The sequence below is a fragment of the Cohaesibacter marisflavi genome (assembly GCF_900115225.1).
In the GTDB taxonomy this organism is placed as follows: Bacteria; Pseudomonadota; Alphaproteobacteria; order Rhizobiales; family Cohaesibacteraceae; genus Cohaesibacter; species Cohaesibacter marisflavi.
Window position 1 is genome coordinate 579595 of the sequence record NZ_FOVR01000001.1, and the last position, 13429, is coordinate 593023.

Annotated in this window: 12 protein-coding genes; 11 read left to right on the forward strand and 1 reads right to left on the reverse strand. The window is 55.6% G+C overall.

Annotated features, from left to right (window positions below; translation table 11 throughout):
- The first annotated feature begins 57 nt into the window (after window positions 1-57).
- From BM258_RS02650 to BM258_RS02685, 8 genes are all read left to right on the forward strand, one after another.
- Window positions 58-1059, forward strand: coding sequence for an ABC transporter substrate-binding protein (locus tag BM258_RS02650; RefSeq protein ID WP_090068546.1), 1002 nt, complete (start codon window positions 58-60; stop codon window positions 1057-1059).
- A gap of 238 nt (window positions 1060-1297) precedes the next feature.
- Window positions 1298-2497, forward strand: a complete 1200-nt coding sequence (cofG, locus tag BM258_RS02655) for a 7,8-didemethyl-8-hydroxy-5-deazariboflavin synthase CofG (protein WP_175527888.1) — start codon at window positions 1298-1300, stop codon at window positions 2495-2497.
- A gap of 4 nt (window positions 2498-2501) precedes the next feature.
- Window positions 2502-3779 carry a 5-amino-6-(D-ribitylamino)uracil--L-tyrosine 4-hydroxyphenyl transferase CofH gene (gene cofH, locus BM258_RS02660; RefSeq protein WP_090068548.1) on the forward strand — a complete coding sequence of 426 codons (1278 nt, stop codon included), beginning with the start codon at window positions 2502-2504 and terminating at the stop codon, window positions 3777-3779.
- Window positions 3776-4744, forward strand: a complete 969-nt coding sequence (gene cofD / locus BM258_RS02665; RefSeq protein WP_090068550.1) for a 2-phospho-L-lactate transferase — start codon at window positions 3776-3778, stop codon at window positions 4742-4744. The genes cofH and cofD overlap by 4 nt, the downstream gene beginning before the upstream one ends.
- Window positions 4741-5400: a 2-phospho-L-lactate guanylyltransferase gene (cofC, locus tag BM258_RS02670; RefSeq protein WP_090068552.1), complete on the forward strand. Its 660-nt coding sequence runs from the start codon at window positions 4741-4743 to the stop codon at window positions 5398-5400. Before cofD ends, cofC begins: the two co-directional genes overlap by 4 nt.
- Window positions 5397-6182, forward strand: a complete 786-nt coding sequence (gene cofE, locus BM258_RS02675; protein ID WP_210186628.1) for a coenzyme F420-0:L-glutamate ligase — start codon at window positions 5397-5399, stop codon at window positions 6180-6182. Before cofC ends, cofE begins: the two co-directional genes overlap by 4 nt.
- Window positions 6179-6847: an NADPH-dependent F420 reductase gene (npdG, locus tag BM258_RS02680; protein ID WP_090068554.1), complete on the forward strand. Its 669-nt coding sequence runs from the start codon at window positions 6179-6181 to the stop codon at window positions 6845-6847. The genes cofE and npdG overlap by 4 nt, the downstream gene beginning before the upstream one ends.
- A 63-nt stretch (window positions 6848-6910) precedes the next feature.
- Window positions 6911-7915, forward strand: coding sequence for a TIGR03842 family LLM class F420-dependent oxidoreductase (locus BM258_RS02685; RefSeq protein WP_090068556.1), 1005 nt, complete (start codon window positions 6911-6913; stop codon window positions 7913-7915).
- A gap of 130 nt (window positions 7916-8045) precedes the next feature.
- Here the strand turns inward: BM258_RS02685 and BM258_RS02690 are convergent, their stop codons facing one another.
- The gene (locus BM258_RS02690) at window positions 8046-8540 is read right to left on the reverse strand and encodes a MarR family winged helix-turn-helix transcriptional regulator (protein WP_090068558.1); all 495 of its coding nucleotides are present in this window, start codon (window positions 8538-8540) and stop codon (window positions 8046-8048) included.
- Window positions 8541-8651: 111 nt separating this feature from the next.
- Here BM258_RS02690 and BM258_RS02695 point away from each other — a divergent pair, with 111 nt between their 5' ends.
- From BM258_RS02695 to BM258_RS02705, 3 genes are read left to right on the forward strand one after another with little or no spacing between them, the layout of a single operon-like run.
- A complete protein-coding gene (locus BM258_RS02695) occupies window positions 8652-10427 on the forward strand; it encodes an N-acetylglutaminylglutamine amidotransferase (protein WP_090068560.1) in 1776 nt (591 codons plus the stop codon).
- Between the two features lie 4 nt (window positions 10428-10431).
- Complete coding sequence (gene ngg / locus BM258_RS02700) at window positions 10432-12216, forward strand: N-acetylglutaminylglutamine synthetase (RefSeq protein WP_090068562.1); 1785 nt, start codon at window positions 10432-10434, stop codon at window positions 12214-12216.
- A gap of 33 nt (window positions 12217-12249) precedes the next feature.
- A complete protein-coding gene (locus tag BM258_RS02705; RefSeq protein WP_090068564.1) occupies window positions 12250-13422 on the forward strand; it encodes an osmoprotectant NAGGN system M42 family peptidase in 1173 nt (390 codons plus the stop codon).
- Window positions 13423-13429: the final 7 nt, after the last annotated feature.

Sequence of the window (13429 nt, forward strand, 5' to 3'; positions counted from 1 at the left end):
CTAAGAAAAGCAACACCTTAACCAAAATCCTTAATGGAACACCAAAGGGAATAGAAGATGAGAGACACTTTCAAGACTTTTGCGATTGGCGCATGTGCAGCTGCCTCGATCTTTGCAGCCACCGGAGCCAACGCGGCAGATGACTTTACCCTTCAGCTCAAATGGGTGACCCAGGCCCAGTTTGCCGGCTATTATGTTGCGCTGGAAAAGGGCTTCTATGAAGAAGAAGACCTCAATGTCACCATCAAGCCGGGCGGTCCGGATATTGCTCCCACGCAGATCCTTGCTGGTGGCGGTGCTGATGTCGTGGTTGACTGGATGCCATCCGCTCTGGCTGCTCGCGAAAAGGGCCTGCCGCTGGTGAACATCGCTCAGCCTTACAAATCCTCCGGCATGATGCTGACTTGCCTTAAGGAAAGCGGCGTTAAAACCCCTGAAGACTTCCCGGGCAAAACCCTTGGTGTCTGGTTCTTCGGCAACGAATATCCATTCCTCAGCTGGATGAGTATTCTGGGCATTCCCACCGAAGGCGGTGATGATGGCGTAACCGTCCTCAAGCAGGGCTTCAACGTCGATCCTCTGCTCCAGAAACAGGCTTCCTGTATCTCCACCATGACCTACAACGAATATTGGCAGGTGATTGATGCTGGCATCTCTGAAGATGAACTGATCACTTTCAAGTATGAAGATCAGGGCGTTGCAACGCTGGAAGACGGTCTCTATGTGCTCGAAGATAAGCTGGCTGACGATGCCGAAGTCGACAAACTGGCCCGCTTCGTGAAAGCCTCCATGAAAGGCTGGAAATGGGCAGAATCCAATCCCGATGAAGCGGCCGATATCGTTCTGGAATATGACGAAACAGGTGCCCAGACCGAAAAGCACCAGAAGCGTATGATGGCCGAAGTTGCCAAGCTGACCGCAGGCTCCAACGGCGCTCTTGATCCGGCCGACTATGAGCGCACCGTCAAGACCCTGATGAGCGGTGGTTCTGCTCCGGTTATCTCCAAGGCACCAGAAGGCGCCTGGACCCACAAGATTACTGATCTGGCTCTGAAGTAAGCCAGCTCAGCAATAAAGTGGTCTGACTTGATCCGCATCCGGGTTTGTCTCGGATGCGGAGAGAGTGAGCCCCAAAGGCACCGAACAATAAAAGACATCTGATACCGCGCAGGCTTTCCGGGGCATCTGGACCGGATTTGTGCGAACAGGACCGCTTTGTCTCAATTTCAGGGCTGGTAACCCTGTCAGGAGATTGTTCGAAACAGTTTGATTTTTCAAAAAGGGCATGTGCGACAAGATGCTGGTACAGAGTGAACGCAACAGTCGATCTCATGAGGTTTATGGGGCCCTCTCAACGGGAACCCGTGAGCTTTATGATGAAGCGCGATATCTGCAAAAGGCCGATCTGGAAAGCCTGATGGCGCGAGCCTGTGTCATTCGTGAGGCGCGTTGGGGCCGCACCGTGACCTATTCGCGCAAGGCTTTTGTTCCGCTCACCAACATGTGCCGGGATACCTGCGCCTACTGCACCTTTGTCAAGCATCCCGACCATCCCGACGCCAATATCATGTCGCCCGAACAGGTGCTGGCAACGGCACGCAAAGGTGAGGCGCAAGGCTGCAAGGAATTGCTCTTCAGCTTGGGAGAAAAGCCCGAATTGCGCTATGAGCGCGCAAGGGCTGCACTCTCTCTGCTGGGCTATGACAGCATGACCGACTATCTGGCGGACATGTGCGCGCTGGTGCTGGAAGAAACCACCATGCTGCCCCACGTCAATGCGGGCACGCTCAGCGATGAAGAATTGGAAAAGCTGCGCCCGGTTTCCGCTTCCATGGGCATGATGCTCGAAACCATCTCCCGCCGTCTGACGCAAAAGGGCGAGGCGCATTATGCCTGTCCGGACAAAGTGCCCTTGCAGCGTCTGCGTACGCTGGAGAGGGCAGGGGAACGCAAGGTGCCCTTTACCACCGGCTTGCTCATCGGTATCGGCGAAACATGGGAAGAGCGCATAGAGGCACTCCACGCCATCAATGAGAGTCACAAGCGCCACGGTCACATTCAGGAAGTCATTATCCAGAATTTCCAGACCAAACCAGATATCGCCATGGCGCACCATAAGGAACCCAGCCTTGAGGATATGCTCAGAACCATCGCTGCCGCTCGGCTCATTCTGTCGCCCGATATCAGCTTGCAGGCGCCACCAAATCTTAGCGCCCGCCACATCGCCTATCTCGATGCAGGTATCAACGACTGGGGTGGCATCTCACCCGTGACGATCGATTTCATCAATCCCCAGCATGTCTGGCCGCAAATCGATGTCTTGGCCGAGAGCTGCAAAAGCGCTGGCTTTGCGCTCAAGGAACGCCTTCCCATTTATCCCGACTATTTGAAACGGGGCTCCGCATTTTTAAGCCCTCAACTGCAAGACCGCGTCGCTGCAATGGCTGCACGCGACGGTCTGGCTCAAGAACAACGACACCTGATGCAGGGAGAATAAGATCATGACCAATGAAATAGTAAATTATATTGAGAATGATATTGAGATTGATGCGTCTGCTATCTCCCATCCCGTCAGAGATGTTCTTGATAAGGCATTGGAAGGGCGTGAGATTACGCAAATGGAGGCTGTCACGCTGTTCAAGGCAAATGGGCATGCCGACAAGCAGGCGATCTATCACACCGCGGATCTGTTGCGCCAAAAAGCCAATGGTGATCTGGTGACCTTTGCCGTCAACCGGAACATCAATTTCACCAATGTCTGCTACATGGGGTGCAAGTTCTGCAACTTTGCCAAACGCGCCGACGAAGAAGATGCCCAATGGCACTCGGTGGAAGAGGTGCTACGCCGCTGCCATGAGGCCTGGGACCGTGGCGCGACCGAAGTCTGCATTCAGGGTGGGCTCCACCCCAAGCTTCCCGGCACCTATTATGAAGAGCTCTGCCGCGCCATCAAGGCCGAGCTCCCGGATATGCATCTTCATGCTTTCTCGCCCTTTGAAGTCTGGTATGGCGCATCGAAAAGCCGCAAGCCTTACCGAGAGTTTCTGCAAGGGCTTAAAGATGCCGGTCTGGGCACCATGCCGGGCACGGCCGCTGAAATTCTTGATACCGAGATCCGCAAACAGCTGACCAAGGACAAGCTCAGCACGGAGAAATGGGTCGAGATCATCCGCACCGCTCATGAGGTTGGCATCAAGACAACTGCCACCATCATGTATGGCCATATCGACGCGCCGGAGCATTGGGCTGCACATATCGATCTGCTGCGATCCATCCAGAAAGATACCGGCGGCTTTACCGAATTTGTGCCGCTGTCCTATCAGCATGTGGGCACCGCTCTCTATTCCGAAAATCCGGGCAAGGTGCGCATGGGGCCGAGCACGGACGAAATCGACAAGATGCATGCGGTTTCCCGCATCATGCTGCATGGGTTCATTGACAATATTCAGGTGTCCTGGACCAAATTGGGACCAGACCATGCCATGGCCATGCTCAACCGCGGCGCCAATGACATGGGCGGCACCTTGATGGAAGAGAGCATCTCACGCGCCGCAGGCGCTGATCATGGGCAAGAGATCACCGCCTATGAGCTGACGCAGATCGTACGAGCGTCGGGGCGCACGCCAGCGCGCCGCTCAAGCGATTATCGTATTCTGGATATTTACGACGATCATGACCCGCAACCGCTCGCACCGCTGATCGAGCGGGGTGACAAAGATCCTCTCGACTTCCTCAAGATGTTCCCAGATGCCTCTTCGGGTCTGGAGGCGGCCGAATGAGCGAGAAACAGAAGCTAAAGGTTACCCTGCTGGCCGGCGGGGTCGGCGGGGCGAAGATGGCCGAAGGCTTTGCTTCGCTGGAGGACGTCGATCTCACTATCATCGGCAACGTGGCTGATGATGAGGCGTTTCACGGTCTGTGGGTATCACCGGATATCGACACCATGACCTATACCCTCTCGGGCAGGATCAACCGTCAGCAGGGCTGGGGGCTGGCGGACGAAGGCACACGCGCGCTAGAGACTCTGACAAGCTTGGGCGAAGATACATGGATGATGTTGGGGGACAGGGATTTCGGCCTGCATATCTACCGCACCATGCGCAGAATGAAGGGGGATAGGCCGAGCGATATCGCCGCCGATGTGGCCAAGGCCTTCGGCGTCAAATCCAAAATCCTGCTGCCAACCAACGATGTGGTTCAAACGCGGGTCAAGACGGAACAGGGTTGGCTCAGTTTCCAGGAATATTTCGTCAAGGAAAAATGCGCCCCCGCTGTCAAGGCGCTGGAATTTGCTGGTATCGAAGAGGCGAGCGCAACACTTGAAGCTCTGGAAGCCATTGCGAGCGCAGAACTGCTGGTCATTGCACCCTCAAACCCGCTGGTCAGCATCGAACCGATCCTTGCCATCAAGGGCATTCGCGAGGCCTTGAAAAAGCGTGCAGTGCCGTCCATCGCTGTCAGTCCGCTAATTGCCGGAAAGGTGGTCAAGGGACCTGCTGACAGAATGATGAGCGCTCTGGGGATGCGCGCAGACGCTGTTGGTGTGGCCACCCGCTATCAGGGGCTTGCCGATATCTTGCTGATTGATCATCAGGATGTGGCTCTGTCCGCAGAGATCTTGGACCTTTCCATCGCGCCTCACTGCTCGGACATCATGATGAAGGATATGTCTGACAAGATGCGGCTCGCCTCGGAGATTGTCGACCTCGCCAGAGCTCAAGGGCAGAATGGAGCGGCGGCATGAGCGAAAGAACGCTGGTTCTCATTCCCATGAAGGCACCCACGCAAGCCAAGTCACGCCTCAAAACTGTGTTGAGCGATAGGGAGCGCTCGGCTTTGGCTCTGGCTTTGTTCAAGGGTGTTGTGGCGCAAGTCATGGGGGCCGTCCAAAGCATCAAAAAGGCTGGCAATCCTCACAAGGTCATTGACATCGCGGTCGTCTCGAGCAGCAAGACTATCGAAGACATCGCCGCTGACCTCGGGATCATCTATCTGGCGGAAGAGGCTGGAGCCGGTCTGGTCGCTGCGGTGGAAGAAGCTGCGGCAAAGGCCAGTTGGCGCGGCTATAAGCGCCTGTGCATTCTTCCCGGTGATCTAGCCGACCCATCGGCTTCAGACATTATGCGGCTGCTTTCATATCCGGTAGACGAGGGGACGATAGCCCTCTGTCCGTCGCAGGATTTGGGGACAAATGCGTTGGTCGTAACCCTGCCAAGCCCCATGCCTTTTGCCTTCGGACCAGAGTCATTCACACGACATTTCAGTCTGGCTGCGGACCGTGGGCTTATGCCTGTCATATTACCGCTCAAGAGCCTGCGGCGGGATATCGATACGCTGGCCGATCTGGATTATCTCGATGACAACCGGACGATAGGTATCATGAACAGGGAGGAAGCATGAGCGATAGCATGGCGTCTTCTCTTTGCATCACTGCCATCCCCAATGTGCCCGATATTGTCGAGGGCGACGATCTGGCGGCGATTGTCGGCGATTGCCTTGTGGCAAGCGGACATATGCCCGTTGAAGGAGACATTCTTTGCGTAGCGCAAAAGATCTTTTCCAAAGCTGAAGGCTGTATCTATCCGCTTTCGACCATTACGCCATCGCCCGAAGCATTGCGTTACGCCGAAGAGCTGGGCAAGGACCCGCGCAAGGTGGAAATCGTGCTGCGGGAAAGCGCCGAAGTTGTGCGTGCCTTCCGCCACCCCGGTCAGAGTGAAGGCACCATGATTTGCCGCCACAGGCTGGGCTTCATTTCCGCTAATGCTGCCGTCGATGAATCCAACATTGCCGAAACGGATGCCGCCATGACGCTGCCGCCGGACCCCGACGCGAGCGTGGTTGCCATGCGGGACGCGCTGGAAGCTCGCTTCGGCTGTCGCATTGGTGTGGTGATGACAGACACCTTTGGTAGGCCTTGGCGCATCGCGCAGGTCAATGTGGCCATAGGGCTGGCTGGTGTGCCTGCCACCTTGCGTGAGCAGGGCAACGAAGATGCATGGGGCCGCACAATGAAAGTGACTGAGGCGGCCTTTGCTGATGAGCTGGCAGCTGCCTCCGGTCTCGTGGTCAAGAAGGCTGCAAAAACACCCCTCGTTTTGTTCCGTGGGCTCGACTGGAGCCCGTCCCGGAGCAAGGCCGAGGATCTGTTGAGAGGAAAACAAGAGGATATGTTCAGATGACGATCGCAATCATTGGCGGCACAGGGCCGCAAGGGCAGGGGCTTGCCTTGAGATTTGCGCGCGCCGGTGTGCCAGTGGCTCTGGGCTCGCGTGATGCCACGCGTGCCGCGGAAATCGGCGTTGCCCTGCGCGCGCAGTTGGACGCCGCCGCCGCTCCAATTACGGGTGTTGCGAACGAGGAAGCCGTTATGATGGCTGATGAGTTGGTCATTCTCGCGGTGCCCTTTGCTGGCCACAACGCCACGCTGGCAGCGCTCAAGCCGCATCTGGAAGGCAAGATCCTTGTCGATATCGTCGTGCCTCTGAAAGAGGGCGACCCGAAAAAGGTCGAGATGCCGCCCGAAGGCTCGGCGACAGAAGCAGCCCAAGCGCTGCTTGGCCCGGATATTCCCGTCGTCGGGGCCTTGCACAATGTGTCCGCAACCACGCTGAAGACCCTCGAATGGGATATCAACTGCGATATTCTTGTGTGTGGCAATTCGCTTCCCGCCCGCAAGAAGGTCATGGCGCTGGTCGAGACGCTCGGTGTCGTCGCTTACAATGCTGGCGACGCTGAAGCTGCTCGCTGCATCGAGGCGATCACGCCCATTCTCATTCGCATCAATATTTCCAAGCAGGTGCCCTTCACCCATGCCGGTGTGAAGATTCAGGCCCCGGCTCACTGATAAACAGAACAATCACCAAACCGACCTTTGAAAAGACTTGAAGAACAAGGACAGGAGAGAGAGATGGAATTCGGTATTTGCTTTAAAGGCTTCGTCGAGCCCAAGCGTGCCCGCGCCCTTGTGCGACAGGCCGAGAACGCCGGCTTTACCTATTGCTGGTTTTACGATAGCCACATCCTTTGGCGCGAAAGCTACATGGCGATGGCCATGTGCATGGAGCACACGACCAAAATGCGCTTCGGTCCATGCGTGACCAATCCGAACACCCGTGACTGGTCGCTTGCTGCTTCGATGTTTGGCTCTCTTGCCAAGCAGTCGGAAGGCCGGTTCGACATTGGCCTTGGCCGAGGCGATAGCGCAGTGCGTGTCATGGGGCTCAAGCCCGCACCGCTGAAGCGTCTGGAAGAATTCACCCATGTGGTCAAGGCCTTGGTGCGCGGTGACGAAGCGCAATATGGCGAATGCCCCGAGCCGGTCAAATTTCCTTGGGCTGAGGGTTATGAACTGCCAATCTGGGTGGCTGCCTATGGTCCAAAAGCGTTAAGCTCCGCCGGACGGGTTGGGGATGGTCTCATCCTGCAGATCGCCGAGCCAAGCATTGTCAAATGGCTGGCAAGCACGGCCATCGCAGAGGGCGAAAAAGCTGGCCGCGACATGTCCAACTTCAAGGTCATGTCCGCCGCGCCAGCCTATTTCGGCACGAAGGAAGAATGCATCGCCGCAACCCGCTGGTTCCCTGCCATGGTGGGCAACCATGTGGCTGACATCGTTGAGAAATACGGCACAGAGCGGGACGATATCCCCGAAGCGCTCACCGCCTATATCAAGGACCGAAAGGGCTATGACTATTCTAAGCATGGCCAGAGCGATAATCCGTATCTTGATTTCATTACTGATGAAATTATTGAGGGCTTCAGTGTTCTGGGCGCTGCCGAGCAACATATCGCCAAGCTTGGTGTTTTGAAGGACGCGGGCGTCACCCAGTTCAATATCTACCTGGACAACGGTAAGGAAGAACAGATCATCGCTGAATATGGCGAGAAGATCATCCCAGCTTTTGAGGCCTGATAGAATAGAAAAACACGGACTGGTTCGATAAGGGCTGGTTAAACTCGGGGCGGGTCTTTGCAGATCCTGCCCCTCTTTTTATGACCACATATGAGAGCCTTCTTTTGGGCTCTGTAGGCGAGATGGGCTCTCAGGCGTGCAGATTCTCATGCCCTTTGGTGGTATCGACCAGCTTGGCTTTCTGCTCGAACCCATCGTCTTTGGTCAGTTCGGCGACATGCAGCAGGGTCGTCATGATCCGTTCGCGCTCAGTGTCGGGTAGATCGAAATAATGCCTTGCAAATGTGTCCCCCAGCGGCGAAGGCGCCTGCTCCAGAAGGGCTTTTCCTGCATCGGTTAGGGTTGAGATCACCACGCGGCGATTGTTTGCGGGCCGAATACGCTCGATAAGCCCTTTTGCGGCCAGTTTGTCAAGAATACCCAGTACGGTCGGCGGTGACAGATCGACCTGTTTCGATATGGCACTCCCTGTGGGGTCTCCCAAATCGCGCACACAGCGCAGAATGATGAGTTGGGGCAGGGTCAGCCCGCTTTTCTTGTTCAAGAAGCGGGAATGGATATCAAGGGCTCTGGCGATCGTGCGGATGGATTGGAGCACGACACGCATTTCTTCATTCGGCGTCATTTTTACTATCTATTTTTTGATGGAACCAAATTTTGTCCAAACTGTTGTATATTAAAGATTAGTGTACTAATAATTACTAGTCAAACAATCAGAAGGAGAATGATAGAGCTTATGTGTGGTATTTGCGGCGAAGTCAGATTCGATGGATCCAGTCCTAATGTTGAAAAAATCGAGTCGATGACAGACCGCCTGGCCTCAAGAGGGCCAGACGCATCAGGGACTTTTTTCAGAAACAACATGGGCATGGGCCATCGACGATTGAAAATCATCGACCTGTCCGATGCATCGGCGCAGCCGTTTGTTGATCAGTCAACCGGCCTTGCGATGGTCTTCAATGGCTGTATCTATAATTACCCAGAGTTGCGGTCCGAGCTGGAAGGCAAGGGGCACACATTCAAATCCTCTGGCGATACCGAGGTCATTCTCAAGGCATGGGCCGAGTGGGGCGAGGACGCTATTCCGCGCCTTCAGGGCATGTTTGCCTTTGTAATCCATGAAGAGCTGAGCGGGCGAACCATTCTGGTGCGCGACCGCTTTGGCATCAAACCGCTCTATCTAAACGAAAGCGACAGGCATCTGCGCTTTGCCTCTTCGCTGCAGTCTATTCTGGCTGGTGGCGATGTGGACCGTTCGATCGACCGAGTGGCGCTTCACCACTATATGACATGGCATGCTGTCGTGCCGGCGCCGCGCACCATTCTGGAAGGTGTGCGTAAGCTGCCCGCTGCAACCATTCGCATTGTCGAGGCTGATGGCACTTCCTGTGAGAAACAATATTGGGTGCCTACCTTTGAACGCTCTCAGGAAGATGAAGAGCGCAGCGAAGAAGAATGGTGTGACCTGTTGCTCGATGGCCTGCGCACCTCGGTTCAGCGTCGCATGGTATGTGACGTGCCGGTTGGTGTGCTGCTTTCGGGTGGCGTGGACAGCTCCATGATCGTTGGCCTGTTGGCCGAACAGGGGCAGACGGGCCTTTCCACCTATTCGATTGGCTTTGAAGATGCCAATAACGAAAAGGGCAACGAATTTGAATATTCGGACCTGATCGCCAAGCATTATGGTACCAACCACCACAAGATCCACATCCCCTCCAGCGAGATGATGGAAAATCTGCCTGGCGCCATCAAGGCGATGTCCGAACCGATGGTTTCCTATGACAATATCGGCTTCTATCTGTTGAGCCGCGAAGTCGCCAAATCGATCAAGGTCGTGCAGTCCGGGCAGGGGGCAGACGAAGTCTTTGGCGGCTATCACTGGTATCCACCGCTGCAGGCGACCTCCAGTCCGGTAGAAAGCTATGCACTTTCCTTCTTTGACCGGAACCAGAAAGCCATGGCGAGCCATCTCAATCCGGACTATCTGGCCGATCACAATGCCAGCCTGGCCTTTGTCGCCGAGCATTTCTCTCGTCCGGGCGCGCCTGATCCGGTCGACAAGGCCCTGCGCCTTGATACCAACGTGATGCTGGTGGACGATCCGGTCAAGCGCGTGGACAACATGACCATGGCCTGGGGGCTTGAGGCGCGTGTGCCTTTCCTTGATCATGAAGTGGTCGAGCTGGCTGGCCGCATGCCAAGCCGTCACAAGCTTGCCCATGGTGGCAAGGGCGTACTCAAGGAAGCCGCGCGAAAAGTCATTCCTTCAGCGGTGATTGACCGGCCCAAGGGCTATTTCCCTGTTCCGGCGCTCAAATATATCGAAGGGCCGTATCTGGAAATGGTCAAAGATGCTCTGACTTCGCAGGCGGCTAAGGATCGTGGCATCTTCCAGCAGTCTTATCTGGATACATTGTTCGCCGCACCATCGGATCATATCACACCGCTGCGTGGGTCCGAGCTGTGGCAGGTTGCGCTTCTGGAAATGTGGTTGCAGGCACTGGAGGATTAGGGCCATGTCTACTGATCGTGAAAAGTCCAAACCATTGGGGCAGCACCGACTGCGCCGTATCAGGCAGGAAGGGATGAGTACACTCTACTCATCCCACAAGCTCACGCATCAGAATGTCGCTCTGGATTGCGGCTGGGGGCGTCTGATCTTCGGCAACACGTTTGAAACCCCTGAGGATCTGATAAACGAGATGCGTAAGGAGCGGCCGGATCAGCGCGATATCGCATTTTACGTTCGCGATCCGCATGTGGTACTGGCGCAGGCTCCGCAGGAATATTTCCTCGACCCATCCCACACCTATCGGCTGGATCTTTCTGTGTATCGGCCAGCACGGCAACGCAAAACGACGTTTCATATTCGTCGCCTCTCCACGCAAGCCGATGCTGATGCGATCAATACCATTCTTGCCGAGCGTGGAATGGTTACGGTGCCTCCAGAATTCTTTTGGTCCCACAGGGATGCCGGAACGGTAACTATGTTGGTGGCTGAAGATGCACAAACGGGCGAAATACTGGGGTCTGTCATGGGCGTTGATCACGCCAAGGCCTTCGATGATCCCGATAAAGGGTCATCGCTCTGGTGTCTGGCTGTCTCGCCGAGTGCTCCGCATTCCGGATTGGGTGAATCTCTCGTGCGTCGCCTGGCCGAACAATTCAAGGCACGCGGTGCTTCCTATATGGATCTCTCGGTGCTCCACAATAATGAGCAGGCGATTGCCCTATATGAGAAATTGGGGTTTCGCAGGGTCAATGTCTTTGCGGTCAAGCGCAAGAACGAGATCAACGAAAAGCTGTTCGTTGGCGAACAGACGGAAACCGAGCTCAACCCTTATGCGAAGATCATCGTCAATGAGGCGCTGCGCCGTGGAATCCATGTGGAAGTCAACGACGCTGCCAATGGTTTTTTCCGTCTCAGCCACGGCGGGCGCTCTGTCCGCTGTCGCGAATCCCTGACCGATTTGACCAGCGCTGTGGCGATGTCCATTTGTGACGACAAGCGCATGACACGCAATGTGGTGGAAGCCGCTGGTGTGCGCGTGCCCGAACAGCTTGAATATAGTGATGATGAAGCTCTAAAGGCCTTTTTGGAAAAGCATGAGCAGCTGGTGGTCAAACCGGCAAGAGGCGAGCAGGGCAAAGGCATTTCCGTCGGCCTGACCAAGCCTGCAGAAGTGCGCGAAGCCATAGAGAGAGCCGCTCAGGTCTGTGAGGATGTTCTTCTGGAAGAATGCTATCAGGGCCATGATCTGCGACTGGTCATTATCAACGACAAGCTCGTTGCCGCAGCCTTGCGTCTGCCCGCTCGCGTGATCGGCGATGGACGCAGCACCGTTGAACAGCTGATTGAAAAGCAAAGCCGTAGACGCTCTGCTGCCACCGGTGGAGAGAGCGTTATTCCCAAGGATGCGGAAACGGAACGCTGCGTCGCTTTGGCAGGCTACGAAATGGATGCCATTCCCGAGGCTGGTGTGGAGCTAATGGTGCGTAAAACCGCCAATTTGCACACCGGCGGCACGATTGTCGATGTGACCGAAGAAGTGCATCCGCAGCTCGTCTATGCTGCCATTCAGGCGGCCAAAGCCATTGATATCCCCGTAACGGGTATTGACTTTATGGTCAAAGATCACAGACAACCGGATTATGTATTCATCGAAGCCAATGAGCGGCCAGGCCTTGCCAACCATGAGCCTCAGCCCACGGCAGAGCGGTTTGTCGATCTTCTTTTCCCAAGGTCCATGCCTGCATCTGCGCGACAGGAGCTTCAGAATCGAGAAACAAACTCAACCTGACCGAAGGTTTGAGCAATGGAAAGAGCGTGAGTGATGACAATGCTGGCGATAGACACGGAATATCTGCAGAAAACCCTTGATAAGCTTCTGTCCATCCCCAGCCCTACTGGCTACACCGACTCGATTGTCCGCTTTGTGACGAGCGAGTTGAAGGAACTGGGGCTTGAGGCCTCTCTTACCCGACGCGGTGCGATTTGTGCCATAAGGCAGGGATCACGCCGCAAGGGGGCCCGGGCCATCGTCACGCATCTGGACACATTGGGAGCACAGGTCAAGGCTCTCAAGGAAAATGGCCGACTGGCGCTTGTGCCGGTTGGTCACTGGTCGGCGCGGTTTGCCGAAGGGGCTCGGGCGACCATTTTCTCCGAAGAAGGGGCCTATCGCGGCACAATCTTGCCACTCAAGGCTTCGGGGCACACTTTCAATGAAGAAGTCGACACGGCTCCAATCGGCTGGGATTATGTGGAGCTGCGTGTCGATGCTTTGGCGCGCAATTTCGAGGATTTCGAGCGCCTCGGTATCGAGGTTGGCGATATCGTCGCCATTGATCCGCAGACCGAATTCATCGACAACGGTTTCATCGTATCGCGACATCTGGACAACAAGGCCGGTGTGGCTGTGGCGCTCACTGCGCTCAAGGCCATGCAGGAGGCCCATCAGGTGACACCGGTCGATATCCATTTCCTTTTCACCATCGCCGAGGAAGTCGGGGTGGGGGCATCGTCGGTTCTGACGCCGGAAGTCGCTTCCATGATCTCTGTAGACAATGGCACCTCTGCGCCGGGGCAGAACTCTTCCGAATTTGGCGTGACTATCGCCATGGCAGATCAGACCGGCCCGTTTGATTATCATCTCAATCGCAAGCTGGTCAGCCTCTGCAAGGAAAATGATATTCGCTACCAGAAGGATATCTTCAAATATTACCGTTCGGATTCGGCCAGTGCCATAGAGGCGGGGGCAGATGTGCGCACTGCGCTGATTACCTTTGGTGTCGATGCGTCCCACGGCTATGAGCGCATCCATATGCATGCCTTGCGTTCGCTTTCAGAGCTGATCACCGCCTATGTTGGCAGTCACGTTGAGATACAGCGCGACTTCGAGCCAACAACCGAGGGGATCGTAGGCTTTACCAAGCAGCCGGTTGATGAGGCCGAACAATATCTGACCAAGGATGCGGACAACGATGATCTCGGCCCGCAAGCCTGATCGTCCG